At 62.6% G+C, this 23990-nt stretch carries 22 protein-coding genes; 16 read left to right on the top strand and 6 right to left on the bottom strand.

The window, feature by feature from the left end:
- Nucleotides 1–191 precede the first annotated feature (191 nt).
- Nucleotides 192–1916, top strand: coding sequence for a dihydroxy-acid dehydratase (gene ilvD / locus AC0L3I_RS16520; RefSeq protein ID WP_473527568.1), 1725 nt, complete (start codon nt 192–194; stop codon nt 1914–1916).
- The gene (locus AC0L3I_RS16515) at nt 1903–2739 is read left to right on the top strand and encodes a tetratricopeptide repeat protein (RefSeq protein ID WP_123150641.1); all 837 of its coding nucleotides are present in this window, start codon (nt 1903–1905) and stop codon (nt 2737–2739) included. Before ilvD ends, AC0L3I_RS16515 begins: the two co-directional genes overlap by 14 nt.
- Before the next feature lie 65 nt (nt 2740–2804).
- Here the strand turns inward: AC0L3I_RS16515 and AC0L3I_RS16510 are convergent, their stop codons facing one another.
- The 5 genes from AC0L3I_RS16510 to erpA form a co-directional block, all read right to left on the bottom strand.
- Nucleotides 2805–3095: a hypothetical protein gene (locus AC0L3I_RS16510; protein ID WP_473527567.1), complete on the bottom strand. Its 291-nt coding sequence runs from the start codon at nt 3093–3095 to the stop codon at nt 2805–2807.
- Nucleotides 3096–3193: 98 nt separating this feature from the next.
- Nucleotides 3194–3988, bottom strand: a complete 795-nt coding sequence (gene xth, locus AC0L3I_RS16505) for an exodeoxyribonuclease III (protein ID WP_123150642.1) — start codon at nt 3986–3988, stop codon at nt 3194–3196.
- A 7-nt stretch (nt 3989–3995) separates the two neighbouring features.
- Complete coding sequence (locus AC0L3I_RS16500) at nt 3996–4388, bottom strand: VOC family protein (RefSeq protein ID WP_473527660.1); 393 nt, start codon at nt 4386–4388, stop codon at nt 3996–3998.
- Between the two features lie 2 nt (nt 4389–4390).
- On the bottom strand, nt 4391–4951 hold the full coding sequence (locus tag AC0L3I_RS16495) for a hypothetical protein (RefSeq protein ID WP_473527566.1): 561 nt from the start codon (nt 4949–4951) through the stop codon (nt 4391–4393).
- The gene (gene erpA, locus AC0L3I_RS16490; RefSeq protein ID WP_095493771.1) at nt 4908–5255 is read right to left on the bottom strand and encodes an iron-sulfur cluster insertion protein ErpA; all 348 of its coding nucleotides are present in this window, start codon (nt 5253–5255) and stop codon (nt 4908–4910) included. Before erpA ends, AC0L3I_RS16495 begins: the two co-directional genes overlap by 44 nt.
- Nucleotides 5256–5328: 73 nt before the next feature.
- Between erpA and AC0L3I_RS16485 the strand changes: the two genes are divergently transcribed.
- The 13 genes from AC0L3I_RS16485 to AC0L3I_RS16425 all read left to right on the top strand — a co-directional run bounded on the left by AC0L3I_RS16485 (nt 5329) and on the right by AC0L3I_RS16425 (nt 22098).
- Nucleotides 5329–6543 carry a deoxyguanosinetriphosphate triphosphohydrolase gene (locus AC0L3I_RS16485; RefSeq protein ID WP_473489514.1) on the top strand — a complete coding sequence of 405 codons (1215 nt, stop codon included), beginning with the start codon at nt 5329–5331 and terminating at the stop codon, nt 6541–6543.
- A 74-nt stretch (nt 6544–6617) separates the two neighbouring features.
- On the top strand, nt 6618–8375 hold the full coding sequence (gene argS, locus AC0L3I_RS16480) for an arginine--tRNA ligase (RefSeq protein ID WP_473489515.1): 1758 nt from the start codon (nt 6618–6620) through the stop codon (nt 8373–8375).
- Between the two features lie 103 nt (nt 8376–8478).
- Nucleotides 8479–12450, top strand: a complete 3972-nt coding sequence (locus AC0L3I_RS16475; RefSeq protein WP_473527565.1) for an SPOR domain-containing protein — start codon at nt 8479–8481, stop codon at nt 12448–12450.
- 161 nt (nt 12451–12611) lie between these two features.
- Nucleotides 12612–13631 carry a beta-N-acetylhexosaminidase gene (nagZ, locus tag AC0L3I_RS16470; RefSeq protein ID WP_292185835.1) on the top strand — a complete coding sequence of 340 codons (1020 nt, stop codon included), beginning with the start codon at nt 12612–12614 and terminating at the stop codon, nt 13629–13631.
- A gap of 127 nt (nt 13632–13758) precedes the next feature.
- The gene (locus tag AC0L3I_RS16465; RefSeq protein ID WP_473489522.1) at nt 13759–14559 is read left to right on the top strand and encodes a segregation and condensation protein A; all 801 of its coding nucleotides are present in this window, start codon (nt 13759–13761) and stop codon (nt 14557–14559) included.
- Nucleotides 14556–15335 (top strand): SMC-Scp complex subunit ScpB, encoded by a 780-nt coding sequence (scpB, locus tag AC0L3I_RS16460; RefSeq protein ID WP_292185833.1) that lies wholly within the window; start codon nt 14556–14558, stop codon nt 15333–15335. Before AC0L3I_RS16465 ends, scpB begins: the two co-directional genes overlap by 4 nt.
- Before the next feature lie 179 nt (nt 15336–15514).
- Complete coding sequence (locus tag AC0L3I_RS16455; protein ID WP_095493766.1) at nt 15515–15736, top strand: twin-arginine translocase TatA/TatE family subunit; 222 nt, start codon at nt 15515–15517, stop codon at nt 15734–15736.
- 29 nt (nt 15737–15765) lie between these two features.
- Nucleotides 15766–16470 (top strand): Sec-independent protein translocase protein TatB, encoded by a 705-nt coding sequence (gene tatB / locus AC0L3I_RS16450; RefSeq protein ID WP_473527564.1) that lies wholly within the window; start codon nt 15766–15768, stop codon nt 16468–16470.
- Nucleotides 16471–16514: 44 nt separating this feature from the next.
- Entirely contained in the window at nt 16515–17324 is an 810-nt protein-coding gene (gene tatC, locus AC0L3I_RS16445) for a twin-arginine translocase subunit TatC (protein WP_473527659.1), read from the top strand.
- Nucleotides 17325–17466: 142 nt separating this feature from the next.
- Nucleotides 17467–18972 carry a serine--tRNA ligase gene (gene serS, locus AC0L3I_RS16440; RefSeq protein WP_473527563.1) on the top strand — a complete coding sequence of 502 codons (1506 nt, stop codon included), beginning with the start codon at nt 17467–17469 and terminating at the stop codon, nt 18970–18972.
- Nucleotides 18972–19730: a 5'/3'-nucleotidase SurE gene (gene surE / locus AC0L3I_RS16435; RefSeq protein WP_473489519.1), complete on the top strand. Its 759-nt coding sequence runs from the start codon at nt 18972–18974 to the stop codon at nt 19728–19730. Before serS ends, surE begins: the two co-directional genes overlap by 1 nt.
- Nucleotides 19727–20392, top strand: a complete 666-nt coding sequence (locus AC0L3I_RS16430; protein WP_208867856.1) for a protein-L-isoaspartate(D-aspartate) O-methyltransferase — start codon at nt 19727–19729, stop codon at nt 20390–20392. Before surE ends, AC0L3I_RS16430 begins: the two co-directional genes overlap by 4 nt.
- 206 nt (nt 20393–20598) lie before the next feature.
- Nucleotides 20599–22098, top strand: coding sequence for a peptidoglycan DD-metalloendopeptidase family protein (locus tag AC0L3I_RS16425; RefSeq protein ID WP_473527562.1), 1500 nt, complete (start codon nt 20599–20601; stop codon nt 22096–22098).
- Nucleotides 22099–22254: 156 nt separating this feature from the next.
- Here AC0L3I_RS16425 and AC0L3I_RS16420 read toward each other — a convergent pair whose 3' ends face one another.
- Entirely contained in the window at nt 22255–23130 is an 876-nt protein-coding gene (locus tag AC0L3I_RS16420; protein WP_473489570.1) for an ATP-binding protein, read from the bottom strand.
- 292 nt (nt 23131–23422) lie between these two features.
- On the opposite strand from AC0L3I_RS16420, the gene yajC reads away from it, so the two are divergent.
- On the top strand, nt 23423–23761 hold the full coding sequence (gene yajC, locus AC0L3I_RS16415; RefSeq protein ID WP_123150653.1) for a preprotein translocase subunit YajC: 339 nt from the start codon (nt 23423–23425) through the stop codon (nt 23759–23761).
- The last annotated feature ends 229 nt before the right edge of the window (nt 23762–23990 follow it).

Raw genomic sequence — 23990 nt, 5'->3', positions numbered from 1 at the left:
GCCGCTTCCCTCTGCCTCCCGCGATCGTGATGTTTTGGCAACAGTTTCTGAACAACCCTCGCGCCACAAGGGCGCCTGCCGACATTGCCTACTTCCCGCCATAAACCCGGCGCACCTCGAATTTGTCCCAGGGCATGTGCCAAAAGGCTCGGCAACGGGGCAGGTCGCACCGCTCGCGGCAAGGGAAGAGTATGAACGCCAGAGTCATCTCCAAGGCCAAGCTGCCCAGCCGCTATGTGACCGTCGGTCCGGCACGCGCGCCGCACCGCTCCTATCTCTATGCGATGGGATTGTCGGCGGCCGAGATCGCGCAGCCGCTGGTCGGTGTCGCGAGCTGCTGGAACGAGGCGGCACCGTGCAACATCTCGCTGATGCGTCAGGCGCAGGTGGTCAAAAAGGGCGTCGCCGCGGCTAACGGCACGCCCCGCGAATTCTGCACCATCACCGTCACGGACGGCATCGCCATGGGCCACCAAGGCATGAAATCGTCACTGGTGTCGCGCGAGGTCATTGCCGATTCGGTCGAACTCACCATGCGCGGCCATTGCTACGATGCGCTGGTCGGCCTTGCCGGTTGCGACAAGTCGCTGCCCGGCATGATGATGGCCATGGTGCGGCTCAACGTGCCGTCGATCTTCATCTATGGCGGCTCGATCCTGCCCGGTTCCTACAAGGGCCGCCAGATCACCGTGCAGGATGTGTTCGAGGCCGTCGGCCAGCACTCGGTCGGCACGATCGGCGACGCCGAACTCCTCGAAATCGAACAAGCCGCTTGTCCGTCGGCCGGCTCTTGCGGCGCCCAGTTCACCGCCAACACCATGGCCACCGTCGCCGAGGCCATCGGTCTGGCGCTGCCCTATTCCTGCGGGGCGCCGGCGCCCTATGAAATGCGCGACCGCTTCAATTTCGCCTCCGGCGAAAAGATCATGGAGCTGATCGCAAACAATATCCGCCCGCGCGACATCGTCACGCTGAAGGCGTTGGAGAATGCGGCGACCGTGGTTTCGGCCACCGGCGGCTCGACCAACGCAGCGCTGCATTTGCCGGCGATCGCGCATGAGGCGGGGATAAAGTTCGACCTCTTCGACGTCGCCAGGATCTTCGAGAAGACGCCCTACATCGCCGACCTGAAGCCGGGCGGCAAATATGTCGCCAAGGACATGTTCGAGGCCGGCGGCATTCCGCTTTTGATGAAGACGTTGCTCGACCACGGCTATCTGCATGGCGACTGCCTGACGGTGACCGGCCGCACTTTAGCCGAAAATATGGAGCACGTTGCGTGGAATGATAGCCAGGATGTGGTCCGTCCCGCCAACCGACCAATCACCCAAACGGGTGGCGTCGTGGGCTTGAAGGGAAACCTTGCCCCCGAAGGCGCGATCGTGAAGGTCGCGGGCATGTCGGAGCTGAAATTCTCTGGTCCGGCGCGCTGTTTCGATTCGGAAGAGGAATGTTTCCAGGCGGTTACGGATCGCAGCTACAGCGAAGGCGAGGTCCTCGTCATCCGCTACGAGGGACCGCGCGGCGGTCCGGGCATGCGCGAAATGCTTTCGACGACGGCTGCTCTCTACGGCCAGGGTATGGGCGGCAAGGTGGCTCTCATCACCGACGGACGTTTTTCGGGCGCGACACGCGGCTTCTGCATCGGCCATGTCGGGCCGGAAGCCGCCGTGGGTGGTCCGATCGGGCTGCTCAGGGATGGCGATTTGATCTCGATCGACGCGGTGGGCGGCACGATCGAGGTGGCGCTGTCCGACGCCGAACTGGCGGCCAGGGCGAAGGCATGGAAGGCGCGCGCGACCGACTATCAGTCGGGCGCGATCTGGAAGTATGCGCAAACGGTAGGGCCTGCCCGCGACGGCGCGGTCACCCATCCCGGTGGTGCGAAAGAAACACATTGTTATGCGGATATCTGAGTTGCTGAGGTTGTCTGTCTTTTCGGCACTGGTCGCGATCGCCACTTTTGGCGCGACCTTGGGCGCCGCGGGCCAGGCCATGGCCTTCGACGACAAGGTGTTCGACGACAAGACCGGCGTGAAGCCGCAGTCCAGCCCGTGGGCGGTGTTTCAGTTCGGCTTCTCCGCCTATAAGAACGGCCGCAAGGAGCAGGCCGCGGAGGCTTATAAGTACGCGGCCGAAAACGGCCAGATCGGCGCCACCTGGAAGCTTGCGCGTATGTATGCCGAGGGTGACGGCGTGGAGCGCGACGATTATGCGGCGTTCAAGTTCTTCAGCGAGATCGTCGACCAGGACGTCGAGCCCGGTTCGCCGGAAGAGAGCTATGTGTCGGACGCGCTCGTGGCGCTCGGCGATTATCTGAGGAAGGGCATCCCCGGCAGCCCCATCACAGAGAACGAGGTGGCGGCCCAGGAATATTACATGCGCGCCGCCGCCAATTACCGCAACCCGAATGCCCAGTTCGAGATGGGCCAGATCTTTCTGAATGGCAAGGGCGGCGTCAAGGCTAGCCTCAAGCAGGCCGGGCGGTGGTTCCAACTCGCTGCGGAAAAAGGGCATGCCGGCGCGCAGGCGACGCTCGGCCACCTGCTTTTCCAGAGCGGCAAGATCGTTCGGGGGCTGGCGATGATGACCGCGGCACTCGAGCGGGCCTCGCCTTCCGACCAGCCATGGATACGCGGCATGCAGGAAGAGGCGTTTGCCGCCGCGGGCGAGGCCGACCGCCGCACCGCGATTTCGCTGGCCGACGACATCCTCACAAAGGGCGGCGGCGACCGGTAGTCGCGAAGCCAGTCACAAAGCCAATAGTCAGGAAGAATGGGTATCTCGAAGTCGGACAGCCGAGATCAATTCTCGGTCGGTTTCGTCGGAACGAGGCCGGACTCCGGCGTTGAAATCGGCGTGGCCGACGGCGCCAGCGTGGTTCCCGGACAATCGTCCCGAATCTTTGTCCATGACGTGTTGTTGAGCACCATGTCGCAGCGGGCGAGATGGCTCCGGCCGGAAAGCGTCAGGCAGGCGACCTGGCCGATCTGGAATGACTTTCCGTTGGCCAGGCATTCAGGATCGGCAAAAGCCGGCGTCGCCGCGAGGGCGAGCGCGGCGGCACATAGGCAAATCGCAAACCTGATCGTCATTCTGAACCCCGGCCGAACCCGGACTGCAGCGGAGCCCCCGATTGTGGCGATATGACGGTCCATCAACCGGGAATCCGGCGGTCCGGACCTCGAAATGATCAGATCGGCGCAAAAGCCAGTTCGACGGCCACCGGCACATGGTCGGAGGGTTTTTCCCAGGCGCGCACGTGCTTTTCGATCGAGACCGAGGAAAAGCGGTTGGCGGCCTCGGGCGAGAGCAGCAAGTGATCGATGCGGATGCCGTTGTTCTTCTGCCAGGCGCCGGCCTGGTAGTCCCAGAAAGTAAAAATGTCCGGCGAGTCGGTGACCGCGCGCACGGCTTCGGTGAAGCCGAGGTTCTTCAGCCGGCGAAACGCCTGCCTGGTCTGCGGCTGGAACAGCGCATCGCTGAGCCAGTTCTCCGGGAATTTCGCATCGATGTATTCGGGGATGACATTGTAGTCGCCGGCCAACACCAGGGCCTCTTCGAGCGAGAGCCTTTCCTCGGCCCAGCGCTCCAGCCGCGCCATCCAGGACAGCTTGTAGGAGAACTTCTTCTCGTCATCGATCGGGTTGCCGTTCGGCAAGTAGAGCGAGGCAACGCGCAACGCGCCCTTGTCGGTCGAGAACACGCCCTCGATGAAACGCGCCTGATCGTCGGCATCGTCGCCCGGCAGGCCTCTGATAACCTCGTCGAAGCGCAGTTTCGACAGGATGGCGACGCCATTAAAACCCTTTTGGCCATAGATTTCGACGTTGTAGCCAAGCGCCTCGATCTCGGCGCGCGGAAACTGCTCGTCGACTGTCTTGATCTCCTGCAGGCAGGCGATATCAGGCGCGCTTTCCGTCAGCCAATGGGTCAAATTGCCAATGCGGGCCCGAACGCCGTTGATGTTCCAAGTGACGATTTTCATGATGGCCTCATTGCTGTTCCGGCGGAAGACGTTCGACGAGGCCGATCGTATTGCCTGCCGGGTCCTTTAGGAAGGCCATCCATTCGCTTTCCCCCGCCGGCCCGAACAGGCCTTCGGTATCGCGATGGACGAGCATCGGCGGCGCAGTGAAGGGGACACCGGCGGCTTTTGCCGAGGCGTGGAAATCGTCGAGGCCCGATATGTCGAGATAGACGGTGCCGGCCGGCAGGCCATCGGTGAACAGCAGCCGCACGTCGCCGGCCATGATGAAGGCGATGCCGGGCGGATCAAAGCGTGCGTGCACCGTCATGCCGAGCACATCATGCCAAAACACCAGCGTTGCATCGAGATCGCGCCCGGCTGAAAGCGCGACCTGACGGACCGCGCCGACCGGGCGCATGCTCATTCACTCCCGAAAGGTTGGGGTTCGGCATTTTCCGCGAGTATTTTCTCTATCATCCATCGCAGGTGCGATGCCTGCTCGCGCGTTGCATTCTCGTCCATCCAATCACAGCCGTTGGAAAGGTCTCCAAGCCAGTGCGGAAAATCATATTTGTCCTCAATCGGCGACACCATACGGCAGACCTGAAAGGGTTCCAGTTCGCCGTCAAGGTAAGTCCGAATGCGTCGAAGGAACAGCTTACGTGCTATTTCCTTGGCTTCATCGGACTTGTCGTTGAAATCGGGAAAACACCGCGTGATCAGCGACTTCAAATGGCCATGAGCTTTCGCAAGGTTAACGGCATCCCGCGGATTGCACCGCACGAGCTGCACATAGTCAGCGTCGTCTTCGTAGACCCGAGCTGCCTTGTGACGGTTGGCCCAACCAACGATATCGACATCGGAAATTGCTTCTATCTCGCGGGCGACAAGGACCGTCATCGGATCCTCAAGGCCCTCGAGGAGCGGCTTCATATTTTCAAATACTGAAGCTGGTGCCGCAGCCGCACGAAGCGACCGCATTCGGGTTCCTGATCTGGAACGACTGGCCCATCAAGTCGTCGACAAAATCGATCACCGACCCACCCATATAGACCAGCGAGAGGTCGTCGATCAGCACGGTGGCGCCGTCCTTCTCGATGGCGACGTCGTCATCGTTGCGGGTGTCGACAAGGTCGAACTTGTAGGAAAAACCGGAGCAGCCGCCGCCCTCGACCGAAACGCGCAGCGCCTTCTTGCCGGCTTCGCCAGATATAATCTTGGCGATCCGCCTAGCGGCGGCGTCGGTCATCTCGACTTTCATGGCAGTCTTGGCATCAGCGCCCATGGGCGTCACCTTGCTTTCGGTTTCACATGATAGGTATGAAGCGCGAGAGGGCAAGTCAACTGCGGCAGCGGCGATGACAAATGAGTTGGGCGACATCGGATTCGGCTATCGGCCGCGCGCAGCCTATGCTTGCGATCCGGCAAAGTCGCGCGGGCGCCTGTTCGACGAGGTGGAGAGCCCGACCCGCACGCCGTTCCAGCGCGACCGCGACCGCATCATCCATTCGACGGCATTCCGCCGGCTGAAGCACAAGACGCAGGTGTTCGTCGCGCACGAGGGCGACCATTACCGCACCCGGCTGACGCATTCGATCGAGGTGGCGCAGATAGCGCGCGCCCTGGCGCGGGCGCTGCGCGGCGACGAGGATCTGGCCGAGGCGGTGGCGCTGGTGCACGATTTCGGTCACACGCCCTTCGGCCATACCGGCGAGGATGCGCTGAACAACAAGATGGCTGTCTGGGGCGGTTTCGACCACAACGCGCAATCGCTGCGCGTGGTGACGCGGCTGGAGAGCCGCTATGCCGAATTCGACGGGCTGAACCTCACCTGGGAAACGCTGGAGGGGCTGGTCAAGCACAACGGCCCGCTGACCGACGCCAGGGGAAACGGCCTGAAGGGGCCGGTGCCGCAAGCGATCCGAGACTATTCGGAGCTGCACGATCTCGAGCTCGACCGCTTCGCCGGCATCGAGGCGCAGTGCGCGGCAATCGCCGATGACATCGCCTACAACACCCATGACATCGACGACGGCCTGAGGTCAGGCATCCTGAAGCTGGACATGCTGGAAAAGATCTCGCTGCCCGGCTCGATCCTTGAAGGCGTGCGCCGGCGCTATCCGGCGCTCGACGATGTGAGGACAGGGCACGAACTGATGCGCCGGCAGATCACGATGATGGTCGAGGATGTCATCGTTTCCACCACCGCCAATCTGGCCCGCATCAAGCCGGACAGCGCCGACGCGGTAAGGGCGGCAGGCGAGACGATGGTGACCTTTTCAGCCGAAATGGCCGCGTTCGAAAAGGAATTGAAGGCCTTTCTCTACAAGCATCTCTACCGGCACAGCGAGGTCATGCGCGTGCGCAACGAGGCCGAGCAGATCGTCAACGACCTGTTCGAGGTCTATTTCGCCGATCCGCGCGCCATGCCCGATGGCTGGCGCGAAGGGCTCGACCGGGCCGACGATCGCATCAAGGCGCGCAGCGTCGCCGATTTCCTGGCGGGCATGACGGATACCTACGCATTGAAAGAACACCGCCGTTTGTTTGACCATACGCCGGAATTAAGCTAGGCCGAGCTCGATTTTGCCGGCCAATGAGCCGGATCCCTGCAAAGCCGCCAGAGCCACACCCCAGAGCCACACCAATGAACATCTTCGCCGATTTCAACGCGCGAATCACCAGAGCTGTCGAAGCGCTTGATTTGAAAGACAAGGACGGCGGTTCGCTGGACCTGTCGCGCATCGCCGTCGAGCCGCCGCGCGACCCCAGCCATGGCGACCTGGCGACCAATGCCGCGATGGTGCTGGCCAAGCCGACCGGCCAGTCCCCACGCGCACTGGCTGAAAAGCTGGCGCAGGCGCTCCGTGCCGACATCGACATCGCCGCCGCAGACGTCGCCGGTCCGGGCTTCGTCAATCTCAGGCTCAGGGACGCATTCTGGCAGGTGCACCTGACTGCGCTGCTCGGCGAAGGCCGCAATTACGGCCGCTCGGCCGTCGGCGGCGGCAAGAAGGCAAACGTCGAATATGTCTCGGCCAACCCGACCGGGCCGATGCATGTCGGCCATTGCCGTGGCGCCGTGGTGGGTGATGCGCTCGCCAATCTGATGGCCTTCGCCGGTTATGACGTGACCAAGGAATATGTCATCAACGACGCTGGTTCGCAGATCGACGTGCTCGGCCGCTCTGCCATGCTGCGTTACCGCGAGGCGCTCGGCGATGATATCGGCGAGATTCCTGCCGGGCTTTATCCTGGCGATTATCTGATCCCGGTCGGCCAGGGGTTGGCCAGCGAATTCGGCCGCTCCTTGCTGCAGATGGCCGACGAGGAAGCGCTTGCCATCGTCAAGGACAGGACGATCGATGCGATGATGGCGATGATCCGCGAGGATCTGGCGCTGCTCAATGTGCATCACGACGTCTTTTTCTCGGAGCGTACCCTGCACGCCGACAACGCCCGGAAAATCCGCTCGGCGATCAACGACCTGACGCTCAAGGGCCACATTTACAAGGGCAAGCTGCCGCCGCCCAAGGGCGAGAAGCCGGACGACTGGGAGGATCGCGAGCAGACGCTGTTCCGCTCGACGGCGGTCGGCGACGACATGGACCGGGCGCTGGTCAAGTCGGACGGCACCTTCACCTATTTCGCCGCGGACGTCGCCTATTTGAAGGACAAGGTCGATCGCGGTTTCGTCGAGCTGATCTATGTGCTTGGCGCCGATCATGGCGGCTATGTGAAGCGCCTGGAAGCGCTTGCCCGGGCGATTTCCGGCGACGAGGTGAAGCTTACCGTGCTGCTTTGCCAGTTGGTGAGGCTTTTTCGCGAGGGCGAACCGGTGCGCATGTCGAAGCGGTCGGGCGATTTCGTGACGCTGCGCGAAGTGGTGGAGGAGGTCGGCCGCGATCCGATCCGCTTCATGATGCTGTACCGCAAGAACGATGCGCCGCTCGATTTCGACTTCGCCAAGGTGACGGAGCAGTCGAAGGACAATCCGGTGTTCTACGTGCAGTACGCCTCGGCGCGCTGCCATTCGGTGTTCCGGCAGGCGAGCGAACAGTTGGGCGAGGCCAATTTTGACCGCAGTCGGCTGGCCGCCGCCACCGCTTCGCTGACCGACGAAGGCGAGATCGGCCTGATCAGGAAGCTTGCCGAATATCCGCGGCTGATTGAATCCGCGGCCCTTGCGCTCGAGCCGCATCGGCTGGCATTCTACCTCTACGATCTCGCCTCCAGCTTCCACGGACATTGGAACCGCGGCACCGAGAATCCGGACTTACGTTTTGTTAAGGTTAACGACCGACAATTGACGCATGCCAGACTAGGGCTGGTGCAGGCTGTTTCGGACGTTTTGACGTCCGGCCTGACGCTGATCGGAGCCGATGCGCCCACCGAAATGCGTTAGGTTTGACTAAAAAACCTGTCACCTTTTGCCCACATTGCGCTGGTAAGGGCCAACCCTACGCGACGTCCATGGCGTCCGAATGAGTGCGAGTTCGGGAACAATAATGGCAGACAGAACCCAGCTGAGAGCAGCCGCCCAAAACGATATCGCCGACGATGATCCGTTCGCGGAACTGACCAGGATCATGGGGTTCGACCCGCGCCAGCCGGTCAAGCCGCAGGCCCAGCCGAAGGCGGCTCCCGCCAGCCAGCCGGTGGACGACGGCGACTTCGACATCGACCTCGAGAAGGAGTTGATGGGCGAATTCGGCGCCGACGACAATGACCGCGCAACCGAGGTTCGCGAGCCGGCTTTCGAAGCGGCTGCCATTGACCCAATTGACGACGGGCTTGGGGACGGCGAGCTTGCCGCGTCGCTCGAACGGGATTTCCTGCTCGACGCCGATGCGGCGGACGAAGCTGGCCATGCCGTTGCTGCCGACGACGCGCGCGCTGGTGTTGCCGAAAGATCCGCGCCGGCTGTTGAAGCTGCGTTCGATGACGATTTCGACGATGCGCTTGCCAGTTCGCTCGAAGACGTGTCGCCTTTCGAAGACGATTTGCCAGTGACTGATAAGCTTGGGAACGACGAGCTTGCCGCGTCGCTCGAACAGGATTTCCTGCTGGACGACGATGCGACGGACGAGACCGCCTATGCCGTTGCTGCCGATGACGTTCGTTCTGACGTTGCCGAAGCATCCGCATCGGCTGCTGAAGCTGCCTTCGATGACGATTTCAACGATGGGCTCGCCAGTTCGCTCGAAGACGTGTCGCCATTCGAAGACGATTTACCGGTGAACGACAAGCTTGGGAACGACGAGCTTGCCGCGTCGCTCGAACAGGATTTACTGCTCGACGACGATGCGACGGACGAGGCCGAACAGAATACTGCCGCCGCCGTGTCCGCTCTGGCCGCCGAACCCGCCTTCGACGATGAATTCGACAACGCAGTCGCAAGCTCGCTCGAAGACGATTTGATGCTCGACGAACACGTGCCGATGGCGCAGGCTGCCGAAGCCGAAATCTCCGCACCGGCCGCCGAACCCGCCTTCGACGATGAATTCGACAACGCGGTCGCAGGCTCGCTCGAAGACGAGCTGATGCTCGACGAACACGTGCCGATGGCGCACGCCGCCGCTGCCGAACCCGCTGAAATCGCCGCGCCGGCCGCCGAACCCGTCTTCGACGACGAATTCGACAATGCCGTCGCAAGCTCGCTCGAAGACGAGTTGATACTCGACGAACACGTGCCGATGGAGCAGCCCGCTGTTGAAGCTCCTGCTGCGCCTGATCGGGCCGTTTCGGAAGAGTCCGGTGAGGATTTTGCCGGCCATTACGACGCCATGGCCGATGTCGACATGGATTTCGAGGTTCGCACGGCTGAACCGGTCGAAATTGACGAGCCAGAAATTGACGAACCGGAGGCTATCGCGGCCAAGGATGGCCCTTCCGCCGCGACCCCGGAAGATGCGTTCGACGACGATTTTGACTTGAGCTTCGACGACGCGCTTGCCGAGGAAGCCGAAGAGCCGGTTGCGCCGGCCCCCGGCGTTGCAGCCCAACCGACGGCGCCGGCCGCCGTAGTCCAGCCGGCGGCGCTTGCCCCCGTCGCTGACGAGCGGAGCCTCGAAGACGAGTTGAACGCGCTGTTGGGCATCATGCGCACACGGGCCGCTCCGGTGGTTGCGTCCGCGGCCAATGAACCCGCCTTGGTTCAGCAGCCTGTGGCCGCGGCTGGAAAAGCCGCCGACAAACCAGTGGATACCATCGACGAACTGGACTGGAGCCTCGACGAGCAAGACCTTTCGGAGCCATCGGATGGCGCGGTTCAGGCGGCCGAGGCCGATCTCGACTCCGTTCTCCTCGATGACCTCGAGGGTCAGGATTTCGGCGCTGAAGATGCCGCCGGGCCGGCCGATGTCGATTTCGACGATGATGCATTGCATACCGCCTTCGCCAAGGACATCGGTCTGGATCATGGCGACGGCGAGAACGTTGCGGCCGCCGCTTCCCAGGACGACGCGCTCAACTGGATGGCCGCACGCTCCGCCCCGCCGGCGCCGGCCCATTCGTGGAGCCGCGTAACGCCGGTCGCGCAGTCGCAACCTGCCTTTGCAGCCCAGCCGACGGCTTCGGCGAGGACCACGGAAGCGCCGCCGCCGATGGCTGCGGTACCATCCTATCAGGATGAGCCGGCGCAAGACGATGCCGCCAATGCTGCATCTGCGCCGGCGCAAAGCGAACAGTCTTCGGCGTATGACGAGATGCCTGATGTCGAGACGGTCGATGTGCCCGAGCGCGTCGTGGCGCTGGCGGACGACCTCGATATTCCGGAACTCGACTTCAATGACGACGAACCGGCGGCGCCTGCCTATGACGATCTCGACACCGAGTTCGCTAGCCTTCTCACCGAAATGAACACCGTAGACGTCGCTGCCACCCCGGCGCGCAGCGCGTCGTATGACGACGAATCCTACAATGCAGGTTTCCCGTCAGGGGCCGGAATCCAGTCAGCGGCCGGGTTCCAGTCAGGCTATGAGCCCGAACGCGTTGAAACGCGGACCTATGCGGCGAGACCCGCACAAGCGTCTGTCAGTGCGTCTTATGCCGATGCCGCCAGCGGCTTCGATTGGGGCGACTTGCCCAACGGCCGGCCGGCCTCGCAGGCCGACGACTTTGGATTGGACGAACTCGACTACGACCCCGAACTGGATGAGGCCATGTCGGTTCCCGGCTTGGCTGGGCACGATGCCGCGAGGCCGCGGAGCCGCGGCCTGCTGGTCGCCGCAGTCGTCGGCGCCGTGGCGCTCGCCGGCGGTCTCGGCGCCTTCGCGCTGTCTTTCGGCGGCGCCGGCGGCACCGATGCGCCGGTCATCGTCGAGGCGGACAACGCACCGATCAAGGTCAGGCCTGAAAATCCGGGCGGCACCGTCGTGCCGAACCAGGACAATAAGGTCTATGACGCAGTGGCCAAGGGTGGCGCAAAGCCTGCCGAACCGGTCCAGGAAAAACTGGTCACCAACACCGAAGAGCCGGTGGACGTGGCGGCCAAGGAGCCGCCGCAGAGCCGTGTGGTCGATCTTTCGCCCGACGATATCGACACGGCTGAAGCCCCCGATGCAATCCGCAATGCCGAATCCGCCGCCGCTGAAGGCGCCAATGCGATCCGCGGCACGCAAGCGGCCGGAAATGCCGACGTCGCCGCCGCGCCGGCACCCAAGTCCGAGGATCGTATCGCCCAGGTTCTGCAAGAGGCCGACCAGGGCATCGAGCCCGACGTCGTCGCCGTTGCACCGCGCAAGGTGAGAACCATGGTCGTCAAATCAGATGGCTCGCTGGTTGCGCGGGAGGATCCGGCGCCTGCGGCACCGCAGACGGCTGCCGTTGAACCTGTCGATCCGGCGCCTGCACCGCAGATGGCTGCCGTCGAACCTGTCGATCCGGCGCCGCAGCATGTGGCCCCAGCGGGACAGGCCGACGACGCAGCAGAACAGACCGGTACGGTACCGCCTGTTGCCGACCAGGCAAGTGGCGATCTGATGGGTGGCGACCCGGTGGGCGGCGATCAGACCGAAATCGCCAAGCCGGAAACAGCCAAGCCGGAAACAGTCGATCCGATAACCGCGCCGGCAGCCGCGCCTGAGGCTGAGGCCCAAACCGCCCAGCCTGCCAATACGCCGGCCACGGTTCCGGTGGCGCCGCAGCGTCCGTCCGACCAGCCGGTCGACGTCGTCGGCGAGGTCAAGCCCGACCAGGTTGCGTCCATCAGTCCGGCGGCCGCCTCGACCGGCGGTGGCTCGTGGTCGATGCAGATCGCTTCGCAACCGACTGTCGAAAGCGCCCAGTCGACCTATCAGGATCTGCAGCGCCGCTACGGCAGCGTGCTTTCCGGCCACACCGCCAACATCGTCAAGGCCGAGATCGCCGGCAAGGGAACGTTCTATCGCGTCCGCGTCCCGGCGAAGTCACGCAACGATGCGATCAACCTGTGCACCAACTACAAGGCTGCCGGCGGCAACTGCTTCGTGTCGCGCTAGCCATTTCGAATACCCGCCCTTGGGCGGAAAGAACCGGCGCGGTCACGAACCGCGCCGTTTTTTTGGTGGAAGGGAGTTCTTTGTGTGGAAGGGGTTGTGGCTCAACCGCATGTGGTTCGATGCGATTCCCTTTGTCCGCGTGAAGCTCTAAACTCCTGTTCATGACCGAATCAAAATCCATGATCCTCGGCTGCGCCGGGAAATCGCTCACACGCGACGAAATCAATTTCTATCGCAATGAATGCCCGTGGGGCTTCATCCTGTTTGCGCGCAACATCGGCGAGACCGAGCAGATCCGCGATCTGGTCGCGGCGATGCGCGACTGTATCGAGCGCCCGGACGCCCCGGTGTTCATCGACCAGGAAGGCGGCCGGGTGCAGCGCCTGCGGCCGCCGTTGGCGCCGAATTATCCGGCCGGTGGTGCGCTCGGGGCCTTGTGGCGCAACGATCACGATGCCGGCAACCGCGCCGCCTGGCTGATGGCGCGGTTGCACGCCTTCGACCTGCTGCGCTACGGCATCACGGCGGATTGCCTGCCGGTGCTCGACGTTCCGATCGAGGGCGCCAGCGACGTCATCGGCGCGCGCGCCTATGGCAAGGAGCCTCGTGCCGTCATCGAACTGGGTCGCGCCGCGGCGGAGGGCCTGATGTCGGGCGGCGTGCTGCCGGTGATGAAGCATATCCCCGGGCATGGACGGGCCTTTGCCGACACGCATTTCGAACTGCCGACGGTCGATGCCTCAATGAGCGACTTGCAGCGGCATGATTTCGCCCCGTTCAGGGAGCTCAATCATTTGCCGATGGCGATGACGGCGCATGTCGTCTACAGCGCGATCGACCCGAAGAACCCGGCCACCACCTCCGGCAAGGTCATCGACGAGATCATCCGCGGCGAAATCGGCTTCGACGGGCTGTTGATGAGCGACGACACCTCGATGAAGGCACTTTCTGGGGATTTCCCGACAAAGGCGGCCGCGATCCTTGCGGCGGGCTGCGATCTGGTCCTTCACTGCAACGGCGTTTTCGAGGAGATGGCCGGCATTGCGTCGCGCACAACAGGGCTTGAAGGCACGTCGCTGCAACGCGCGCAACGGGCGCTGACCTATATCAAGAAGCGCGATCGGGCTGATGAAGCCGAGATACGCGCCGAATTCGCCACCTATTTCGATGCGGTGGCCTAGACCATGATCCCGAAAAATGGGAGCCGGTTTTTCGGAACAGATCATGGTCAAACAAGAAGCTAGAAGCAAAGGAAAGCGACAGGAAGTGGCGGAAACATTGGACAGCAAGGCCGGCAAGGCCGCACCGATGGACCGTCTGTGGGCCGAGAACGACGATTCGCGGCTGACTGGCGATCCCGCGCTGGTCGTCGATGTCGACGGTTTCGAGGGCCCGCTCGATCTTCTGCTGCATCTTGCCCGCAACCAGAAGGTCGATCTGTCGCGCATCTCGATCCTGGCGCTGGCCGAGCAATATCTGGCCTTCGTCGAGAAGGTGAGAGCGCTCAGGCTGGAGCTTGCCGCCGACTATCTCGTGATGGCAGCGTGGCTGGCGTTTCTCAAGTCGAAGCTTTTGATCCCCAAGCAACCCGGTGACGACGGCGAAAGCGGCGAGGAGTTGGCGGCGGTGCTGCAATTCCGGTTGAAGCGGCTGGAAGCGATGCGCGACGCGGCGGCACGCCTGGTCAACCGTAACCGGCTCGGACGAGACGTGTTCGCCCGCGGCATGCCGGAAATGGTCATGGTCGAGAAACGCAACGCCTATTCGGCCTCGCTCTACGATCTGCTGACCGCCTATGCGGCGCAACGCCAGAAGCAGGCGATCACCAATGTGACGATCGCCAGGCGCGGTGTGTGGTCGCTCAAGGATGCACGCGACATCCTCAACAGGCTGATCGGCACGCTTGCCGACTGGACGGCGCTGGACAGTTTCCTGGTCGAATATCTGACCGGCCCGGACGAGCGGCGTACCGCGATTGCCAGTTCGTTCGCGGCCACGCTGGAACTGGTGCGCGAAGGCAAAATGGAAATGCGGCAGGACGAGGTGTTCGCGCCGCTCTATCTGCGCGGCCGTGCGCAAGGCATCAGGGCAGTCGAGGTGGCATCATGAGTGAACGCGCCAACGCTTCGGTCATTCCGTTCAACGTCGACGACGAGACCGAAGAGGGCGTGCTCGCCGGGGTACCGGCAGAAAATCAAGCCCAGAACTTGTCCCAGAATCCTGGCGAGCGGCTGCATATGGCGGAAGCCGTGCGAATGGCCGAGGCGATCGTTTTCGCCAGCGCCGAGCCGGTCAGCGAAAAGCAGCTTGCCGCGCGCCTGCCCGACGGCATCAGCATTGCCGCGGCGATGGCCGAACTGCAGCAGATTTATGCGCGGCGCGGCGTTAATCTGGTGCGCGTCGGCGATGCCTGGGCGTTCCGCACCGCCGGCGATCTCGCTTTCCTGATGAGCCGCGACACGGTGCAGCAGAGGAAGCTTTCCCGCGCGGCGCTCGAAGTGCTGGCGATCATCGCTTACCACCAGCCGGTGACGCGCGCCGAGATCGAGGATATTCGCGGCGTCGAGACCTCGAAGGGCACGCTGGACACGCTGATGGAGACCGAATGGGTGAAGATGCGCGGCCGGCGCCGCACGCCCGGCCGTCCCGTCACCTACGGCACCACCGACATCTTCCTCGACCATTTCGCGTTGGAGGAGATCCGCGATCTTCCCGGCATGGACGAATTGAAGGGCGCCGGGCTGCTTTCAGGCCGCATGCCGTCGAATTTTTCCATTCCGCTGCCGCCGGCGGATCCGGATGCGCTGACCGACGACGAGGATCCGCTGACCGACATCGACCTCGAGGAACTCGGCCTGTTGACGCCGCGCGTCGAGGAAGATTGACCGCAAACGACGTGCCGAAAGCCGTTGGTATTTCGCGGCTGCGCCGATTGGTAGCGGGCTATGGCGCCGAAAGTGCGTGACTTCGGCCACTCATTTATAAACTCTGTCGCGGTTGTGTTTGAATCCCGACGCGAAAGCGCATAGATCATCGTCAGAGAAAACTTTCGAGAGAGATTGTTATGGGTTCATTTTCGATTTGGCACTGGCTGATCGTTCTGGTGATCGTGTTGCTGGTGTTCGGCCGCGGCAAGATTCCCGAGCTGATGGGTGACATGGCCAAGGGTATCAAGAGCTTCAAGAAGGGCATAGCCGACGACGAGGTTGCCGAGGACAAGCGCACCGTTGAACACCGTGCCGACGAAACCGTTTCGGCAGTGAAGGAAAAGGCCAGCAAGAGCTGAGCCCAAAACTTTAGTCGGAACGTATCGCCATGTTCGACATCGGCTGGACCGAGATGCTGGTGATCGCGATCGTCATGATCGTGGTCGTCGGGCCTAAGGATTTGCCCAAGATGCTGCGCACTTTCGGCCGCACGACGGCGAAGATGCGCGGTATGGCAGCCGACTTCCAGAAACAGTTCAACGACGCGCTGAAGGAGGCCGAGCTTGACGACGTCAAGAAGTCGGTCGATTCACTCAGAAGCCTTAACCCGGCCGCCGAGATCAGGAAACAGCTCAACCCGTTCGAGCAGGCGGCAGCCGATGTCCGTTCGGGCGTCGACGCGGTGATGAAGCCGAAGCCGGCCGTCGACCCGGTCACGCCAGCTTCGACGCCGCAGGATACCGAGCTGAAGAATGGCGCGACAGTGCTGCCGGGCGTCAATGCCCCGGAAGCGGCGCCGGCGGCGCCAACCTTTCCGGCGATGACCGATGAGTCGGTGGTGACACCGCCTGTCGCGGCGGCGACGCCGGCTGCACCGCAAAAGGCCTCGGCGGCGAAGACGAAGGGTGCGCCAGCGAAAGCGATGCCGGCCTCCAAGGCTGCAGCGAAGCCAGCGGCAGCATCGGCAAAACCTGCTGCGACGAAGACCGCCGCTAAGAGGGCCGCCGGTAAGAAGGCCGAGCCGAAGCCTGCACCGGCAGCGGCGAAGAAGCAGGCTGCAGCCGCCAAAAAGACGGCGGGAGCCGCCAAGTGAGCATTTCGGAAAAGGACGAGATCGATAAATCGGCGGCTCCGCTGATGGAGCATCTGATCGAATTGCGCCGGCGGCTGATGTGGTCGATCGGCGGGTTCTTCGTTGCCTTCCTGTTCTGCTTCTTCTTCGCCAAGCAACTGTTCAACCTGTTGGTCATCCCGTTCAAATGGGCGACTCAATGGGCAGGGCTCGACCCGCACAAGGTCGAGCTTATCTACACGGCGCCGCAGGAATTCTTCTTCACCCAGGTCAAGCTGGCGATGTTCGGCGGCATGGTGATCGCCTTTCCGCTGATCGCCACGCAGATCTATAAATTCATCGCGCCCGGCCTCTACAAGAACGAACGCAACGCTTTCCTGCCGTTCCTGATCGCTTCGCCGATCCTGTTCCTGATGGGCGCGTCGCTGGTCTATTTCTTCTTCACGCCGATGGTGATGTGGTTCTTCCTCGCCATGCAGCAGGCCGGCACCGACGACCAGGTGCAGATTTCGCTGCTGCCGAAAGTGTCGGAATATCTCAGCCTGATCATGACGCTGATCTTCTCCTTCGGCCTGGTGTTCCAGTTGCCGGTGGTGACCAGCCTGATGACCCGGGTCGGCATGCTGTCGTCCGAGGCGCTGGTCGAAAAGCGCAAATGGGCGATCGTCATCGCCTTCGTCGTCGCGGCTGTGCTGACACCGCCCGATCCGATAAGCCAGATCGGCCTGGCCGTTCCCACGATCCTTCTCTACGAGGTCTCGATCTGGTCGGCCCGGCTGATCGAGCGCAGCAAGGAACGGGAACGTCTGGCGCGCGAGAAGCGGGAAGCTGCGGAAGCGGCGGCCGAAAAGCCGGCGGACGCGTCGTCTACATAAGTGCATCTACAAGGCCGCGTTCCTTCGCGCCGCCTCTGTCCGGCAAGACAGAGGGGGGCGCGAAGGAACTCGATCTTGACATCTTGCATCGGTCAAGGATGCAGTTTACGCCCTCTGACCTAGCTCAGGAGCGTTCAGGACCATGCTTGACATCAAATGGATTCGCGACAACCCGAAGGCCCTTGTCGAGGCGCTCAGGAAGCGCTCGTGGTCCGCTGAGGACGCGCAGTCCACGGTCGATGATCTGATCGCCAGGGACGAGGCGCGGCGCGAACATCTGACCGAGCTGCAGACCAGGCAGGAGCGCCGCAACGCTGCTTCGAAGGAGATCGGCAACGCCATGCGTTCGGGCGATGCCGCCCTTGCCGAAAAACTCAAAGCCGAAGTCGGCGAGATCAAGGCCTTTATCCAGAATGGCGAGGCGCGCGAACGCGAACTCGACAAGGCGCTGAACGACGCGTTGGCGGTGCTGCCCAATGTGCCGCTCGACGATGTGCCGATCGGCAGGGACGAGCACGACAATGTCGTCAAACGCATCGTCGGCAAGGTGCCGGCGCGCCCGAACTGGGCGAAGGAGCATTTCGAGGTCGGCGAAGCGCTCGGCATGATGGATTTCGAGCGGGCGGCGAAGCTTTCCGGCTCGCGCTTCACCGTGTTGAAAGGCGGGCTGGCGCGGATGGAGCGGGCGCTCGGCCAGTTCATGCTCGACCTGCACACGACCGAACACGGCTATGAGGAGATCCAGCCACCGCTGATGGTGCGCGATGAGGCAATGTTCGGTACCGGACAATTGCCGAAATTTGAAGAAGATTTATTTCAGACGCAAAAGCGCGTTGAAGAGCTTCCATCTTTTGAACGGTTTTTTGACAATGTAAAAGCCAAGACTTGGGCGGCGCTGCCAGAAGTTCAAAGAGAATACAAGGAGCGAACCGGAAAAGAGATGACCACCGAGGAGGCATTCTCCTGGTTTAATGCCGCTATTGAACAGGGTATGGTCGATTACCGGCGACAATATGACGAGGCAAAAGCTCTGGCCTCTCGGCTGTGGCTCATCCCGACCGCAGAAGTCCCACTCACAAACCTTGTGCGCGAGGACATCACACCGCATGAAAAGCTGCCGCTGCGCTATACGGCGCTGACGCCGTGCTTCCGCTCGGAAGCGGGCTCGGCCGGGCGCGATACGCGCGGCATGCTGCGCCAGCACCAGTTCTACAAGGTGGAACTGGTGTCGATCACCGACCAGGACTCCTCGCTCGCCGAGCACGAGCGGATGACCGAATGCGCCGAGGAAGTGCTGAAGCGTCTCGGCCTGCCGTTTCGCACCGTGACGTTGTGCACCGGCGACATGGGATTTGGCGCGCGCAAGACCTATGACATCGAGGTCTGGCTGCCGGGCCAGAACGCCTATCGCGAGATTTCGTCCTGTTCTGTCTGCGGCGATTTCCAGGCGCGGCGCATGGACGCCCGCTACAAGGACAAGGACGGCAAGAGCAACCGCTTCGTCCACACGCTGAACGGCTCCGGCACCGCCGTCGGCCGCGCTCTCATTGCTGTCATCGAAAACTACCAGAATGAGGATGGCAGCGTAACCATTCCTGAAGCGCTTCGGCCTTACATGGGCGGTCTGGAAAAGATCGAATCGAAATAATGCGCATTCTCCTGACCAATGATGACGGCATCCATGCCGAGGGCCTTGCATCGCTCGAACGTATAGCCCGCACACTGTCGGACGACGTCTGGGTGGTGGCGCCGGAGCAGGACCAATCCGGCTACGCGCATTCGCTGTCGATCTCGGAGCCGCTGCGCCTGCGCAAGATCGGCGAAAAGCACTTCGCCGTGCGCGGCACGCCGACCGACTGCGTCATCATGGGCGTGAAGAAGATCCTGCCTGCAGCACCCGACCTGATCCTGTCCGGCGTCAATTCCGGCGCCAACATCGCCGATGACGTCACCTATTCGGGCACGGTCGCCGGCGCCATGGAAGGCGCGCTGCTCGGCGTGCGTTCGATCGCGCTCAGCCAGGCCTATTCCTATCTCGGCGAGGATCGCGTCGTCCCTTACGAGACCACCGAGGCGCTGGCGCCGGCGCTGCTCAAGAAGCTTGTCGCCATGCCGCTGCCGGACGGCGTGCTGCTCAACGTCAATTTTCCGAATTGCCTCCCCGAAGATATCGCCGGCACGGTGGTCACCTCGCAAGGCAAGCTTGTCCACAGCCTATGGGTCGACGAGCGCCGCGATGGGCGCGGGCTTCCCTATTATTGGCTGCGCTTCGGCCGCGAGCCGGTCGAGGGCAAGCAAGGCACCGACCTCCACGCCATGCGCAACCGGCTGGTATCGGTGACGCCGCTGCAGCTCGATCTCACCGCTCATGAAATCCGCGATCAACTGACCAAGGCGCTCGCATGAACCTGAACCATGGTCCGACGGTCGACGACCGCGAAGGCTTCGCCGCTTTCCTGCTCCGTCTGCGTGGCAAGGGCGTGGTGCCGAAGGCGCTGATCGCCGCCTTCGAGGCGACGCCGAGGCGCGGCTTCCTTTCCGCGCAGTTCCATCCGATCGCCTGGTCGGACCGCATGCTGCCGATCGAATGCGGCGAAGCGATCGAGGGCGCCGATCTGCAAGCTGCGGTGATCGCAGCACTTGCCATCGAGCCGGGCAACCGCGTGCTCGAGATCGGCACCGGGTCGGGCTACACGGCGGCGGTGATGTCGCGGCTTGCTGCGCGGGTCGTCACCGTCGACCGCTACAAGACGCTGGCCGAGCAGGCCAAGCAGCGCTTCGACGCGCTCGGCATCGGCAATGTCATCGTGCGCCAGGCGGACGGCTCCAACGGACTGGCCAATGAAGCGCCGTTCGATCGCATCGTCGCATGGGCGGCCTTCGACAGCCTGCCGCGCTTCCTGCTCGACCAATTGTCGAGCGGCGGCATCGTCATCGCTCCGATCGGACCCGAGGAGGGCGAGCAGGTGCTGGCCAAACTGACCAAGGTCGGCAGCCGCTTCGAACGCGAGGACATCGGTCTCGTCCGCCTGCAGCCGATCCTGCGCAGCGTAGCCGCGGTCATCTAGGTTCTGTCGATATTCAGGTGATGGCGCAACCGACCTGTCTGGTCGCTTCGCGCCCGTCTGTGACTCGGCCCCAACCTCAACCCGACCAGGTCCAGCCTTAAATATTTTAAGAAAATTTGCGTCTGATTCTAGAGGTTTAACCGACCGGTAACATTAACGCGCTTTAATCACGGTCAGTCTGTACCGGGTATCTGCGGGTAAAAGCGATGCAATTCAGTATTTTGAAGGCAAACGGACGCAACCTGGCGCGTGGTTTCGCTGTCCTTATGGTTGCGGGCACCGCGGCGGGATGCAGTTCCCAGGTCTCGCGGTTCAACAGCGTCGACGACGTCTTCACCTCCTCGACCAACAACCAGCGCGCCATCATCGACAAGCAGGACGCCGCCCAGCCTTATCCGGGTGATGCGCCGGTGTCGGCCGCGCCGCTCGACGGCAGCCATACCCAGTCGGTCAGCCGCTCAAGCCTTGAACCGGTTACGACGCAGCAACTGCCGCCGGTCAGCCAGTCGCAGCCGGCCCCCGCCGCCAGTCCGGCTCGCACCGCTTCTGTGCCCGCCGCCGCACAGGTCGACCGTACTGCGACCGGGACAGCGGCAAAGCCGTTCAAGAACGCACAGCCTGATGATCCGCGCATGGCGACGGCAGGCGGCGAACCGCGTGCCGCCGAAATCATCGTCAAGGACGGCGAGACCATTTCCGGCCTGTCGCGGCGCTACGGCGTGCCGGCCGATGCCCTCATGAAGGTCAATGGGCTAAGCGCGACCAACGGGCTGAAGACCGGCCAGAAGCTCGTCATCCCCGCCTATGCCTATTCAGGCAAGAAACCGGCGCCGAAGCTTGCAGACGCCAAGCCTGCGAACGACACCAAGCACGATTTGCCGGCCAAGGCGCCGGAGATGGTGGCCGTGCTGCCGCAGCAGCCGAAGCTCAGGGAGGGCAAGTCCGCCGCGCAGGTGGATGCATCGGCCGCAACAAGCCAGCCGAAGGACGGAAAAGCCGCACCCAAGACGACTGGTGCCGGCGGCACCTACACGGTCCAGCAAGGCGATACTCTGTCGGCCATCGCCAGGAAGACCGGCGTCGGCGTGGTTGCGTTGAAGCAGGCGAACGGCATGCAGGATGGTCTGCTCAAGATCGGCCAGATCCTGAAGGTACCGGCCGGCGGAACCGCGACGGTTGCCAGTGCCAAGCCGGCAAAGGTCGATCCGGTTACGACCGCCACCACCCCGCCTGCGGCAAAGACCACGCCGTCGGAGACGCTCGCCGCCTACACGCCGCCGAAGAAGGATGCGAAGGTCATCGAGCAGGCCGAGGACGACGACGCGGTGGCGCCAAACGCCACCGGTATCGGCAAGATGCGCTGGCCGGTACGCGGCCGCGTGATCTCCAGCTTTGGCAGCGGCAAGGATGGTGTCGACATCGCCGTGCCGGAAGGAACCCCGGTCAAGGCGGCCGAGAACGGTGTCGTCATCTATGCCGGCGATGGTCTTAAGGAATTCGGCAATACGGTTCTGGTGCGCCACGAGAACGGGTTGGTTACAGTCTATGGCCACGCCCGCTCGATCGAGGTCCAGCGCGGCCAGAAGGTCAAGCGCGGCCAGGAAATCGCGCAGTCCGGGATGAGCGGCACCACCGACTCGCCGAAACTGCATTTCGAAGTCCGCAAGAATTCGGCGCCGGTCGATCCTTCGACCTATCTTGAATAAAAGAAAGTCGATCTTTCGACCTATCTTGTATAAAAGAAAATCGACCCTTCGACCTATCTCGAATAGAATAAGAAAAGCGATTGCGCGCCGCCTGACCTCCAGTCCGGCCCGCCGGCTCAGCCCGCCCGCAGGGGCGGGCTTTTTCAGTCTTTGTCCCTAATCTTTGAGAGATTTGCCGAGCCGGCCTGCCAGATCCTGGGTGAATTGCCAGGCAACGCGGCCCGAACGGCTGCCGCGCGTCGTCGCCCATTCCAGCGCCTCGGCACGCAACGTCTCGGGAGCGATGGCAAGACCGTGATGGCTGATATAACCGTCGATCATATCGAGATACTCGTCCTGCGAGCATTTGTGGAAGCCGAGCCAGAGGCCGAAACGGTCGGACAGCGAGACTTTTTCCTCGACCGCCTCTGACGGGTTGATGGCGGTCGAGCGCTCATTGTCGATCATGTCGCGCGGCAACAGATGCCGCCGGTTCGACGTGGCATAGAAGATGACATTTTCCGGGCGGCCCTCGACGCCGCCTTCGAGCGCCGCCTTCAGCGACTTGTAGGACGTGTCGTCGTGGTCGAAGGAGAGGTCGTCGCAAAACAGGATGAAACGGTAAGGTGCCGCCTTCAGCAAATTCATCAGCTTCGGCAGCGTGTCGATGTCCTCGCGGTGGATCTCGATGAGCTTGAGCGGCAGGTCCAGCTTTGCCGACGCGTTGATTGCGGCATGCACGGCCTTGACCAGCGAGGACTTGCCCATGCCGCGCGCGCCCCACAACAGCACATTGTTGGCTGCGTATCCGGCGGCGAAGCGCTCGGTGTTGTCGACCAGTATGTCGCGGACGCGATCGACGCCGCGGATCAGGCCGATGTCGACGCGGTTGACCTTGAGCACCGGCTCCAGATAGCCGGGATCAGCCTGCCAGACGAAGCAATCGGCCCCGCCGAGATCGGTTTCCGGCACCGGCGGCGGAGCGAGGCGGGCGACCGCCTCGATCAGGCGGTCGAGCTTCTTGTTCAGGGCTTCGATGGTGCTGTCGGTCATTTCTTGTCTTTTTGTTTCTGCATTCAGGAAGGCGTGACAACGGAACCTATTTGATTCCGGCGGTTTCGGAACCGGCTCCAACCTTTTGTTAGAGCATGATCTTTTCCGAAACCGCGCTCCATTTTTCGGGATCATGCTCTAACACGGCTCAACCAGCCCGAAAAGCAGCCGAAATGCCTGGCCGCAGTTGCATTGGCAACTTTACCGACTATATTCCGGCCAAATTTCACGGGGCCGCCAAATTTCCCCAGGACGGTTTGGCGGCTGTTTTTCAAAATTCAGGAGTACCTCGATGTTCGTGACACCGGCATATGCCCAAGGCGTCGGCACCTCCCCGGATATGTTCATCAGCATTTTGCCGTTTGTCCTGATTTTCGTGATCATGTATTTTCTGATCCTCCGGCCGCAGCGTACGCAGTTGAAGAAGCGCGGCGAGATGCTGGCGGCGGTTCGCCGCGGCGACACGGTCATCACCGGCGGCGGTTTCGTCGGCAAGGTGACCAAGGTGATCGACGACAACGAGCTCGAGATCGATCTCGGCGGTGGCACCAAGGTAACGGCGCTGCGCTCGACGATTGCCGATGTGCGCGTCAAGGGCGAGCCAGTGGCGAACCAGAACGCCAAGAAATAGCCGAAATTTCTGGGGGAGCGGTCCGCGGATACGCCCCTGACGGACGACGCCATTTGCTGTATTTTCGCACTTTAAGACGACACTGATCTGGCTGGCCACCCGGTCCAGGGCGCCAACATCTCGTGATGCCATTGCGCGCTGGTCTCTTGCCGGCAAGATTGACAATAGTGGAAGAAAGCCCGATGGCAGCACCAAAGTGAACTGCCTCGTGCTCGACAATCACCCATAT

Source organism: Mesorhizobium sp. WSM4840 (assembly GCF_055811755.1).
The sequence above is the reverse complement of the archived record's forward strand: the minus strand, read 5'-3'. Positions and strand labels throughout refer to the sequence as shown.

Coding starts and splice junctions, on each gene's coding strand:
- ilvD (WP_473527568.1), top strand. CDS start 192: ATGAACGCCAGAGTCATCTCCAAGGCCAAGCTGCCCAGCCGCTATGTG.
- AC0L3I_RS16515 (WP_123150641.1), top strand. CDS start 1,903: ATGCGGATATCTGAGTTGCTGAGGTTGTCTGTCTTTTCGGCACTGGTC.
- AC0L3I_RS16510 (WP_473527567.1), bottom strand. CDS start 3,095: ATGACGATCAGGTTTGCGATTTGCCTATGTGCCGCCGCGCTCGCCCTC.
- xth (WP_123150642.1), bottom strand. CDS start 3,988: ATGAAAATCGTCACTTGGAACATCAACGGCGTTCGGGCCCGCATTGGC.
- AC0L3I_RS16500 (WP_473527660.1), bottom strand. CDS start 4,388: ATGCGCCCGGTCGGCGCGGTCCGTCAGGTCGCGCTTTCAGCCGGGCGC.
- AC0L3I_RS16495 (WP_473527566.1), bottom strand. CDS start 4,951: ATGCGGTCGCTTCGTGCGGCTGCGGCACCAGCTTCAGTATTTGAAAAT.
- erpA (WP_095493771.1), bottom strand. CDS start 5,255: ATGGGCGCTGATGCCAAGACTGCCATGAAAGTCGAGATGACCGACGCC.
- AC0L3I_RS16485 (WP_473489514.1), top strand. CDS start 5,329: ATGACAAATGAGTTGGGCGACATCGGATTCGGCTATCGGCCGCGCGCA.
- argS (WP_473489515.1), top strand. CDS start 6,618: ATGAACATCTTCGCCGATTTCAACGCGCGAATCACCAGAGCTGTCGAA.
- AC0L3I_RS16475 (WP_473527565.1), top strand. CDS start 8,479: ATGGCAGACAGAACCCAGCTGAGAGCAGCCGCCCAAAACGATATCGCC.
- nagZ (WP_292185835.1), top strand. CDS start 12,612: ATGACCGAATCAAAATCCATGATCCTCGGCTGCGCCGGGAAATCGCTC.
- AC0L3I_RS16465 (WP_473489522.1), top strand. CDS start 13,759: ATGGACCGTCTGTGGGCCGAGAACGACGATTCGCGGCTGACTGGCGAT.
- scpB (WP_292185833.1), top strand. CDS start 14,556: ATGAGTGAACGCGCCAACGCTTCGGTCATTCCGTTCAACGTCGACGAC.
- AC0L3I_RS16455 (WP_095493766.1), top strand. CDS start 15,515: ATGGGTTCATTTTCGATTTGGCACTGGCTGATCGTTCTGGTGATCGTG.
- tatB (WP_473527564.1), top strand. CDS start 15,766: ATGTTCGACATCGGCTGGACCGAGATGCTGGTGATCGCGATCGTCATG.
- tatC (WP_473527659.1), top strand. CDS start 16,515: ATGGAGCATCTGATCGAATTGCGCCGGCGGCTGATGTGGTCGATCGGC.
- serS (WP_473527563.1), top strand. CDS start 17,467: ATGCTTGACATCAAATGGATTCGCGACAACCCGAAGGCCCTTGTCGAG.
- surE (WP_473489519.1), top strand. CDS start 18,972: ATGCGCATTCTCCTGACCAATGATGACGGCATCCATGCCGAGGGCCTT.
- AC0L3I_RS16430 (WP_208867856.1), top strand. CDS start 19,727: ATGAACCTGAACCATGGTCCGACGGTCGACGACCGCGAAGGCTTCGCC.
- AC0L3I_RS16425 (WP_473527562.1), top strand. CDS start 20,599: ATGCAATTCAGTATTTTGAAGGCAAACGGACGCAACCTGGCGCGTGGT.
- AC0L3I_RS16420 (WP_473489570.1), bottom strand. CDS start 23,130: ATGACCGACAGCACCATCGAAGCCCTGAACAAGAAGCTCGACCGCCTG.
- yajC (WP_123150653.1), top strand. CDS start 23,423: ATGTTCGTGACACCGGCATATGCCCAAGGCGTCGGCACCTCCCCGGAT.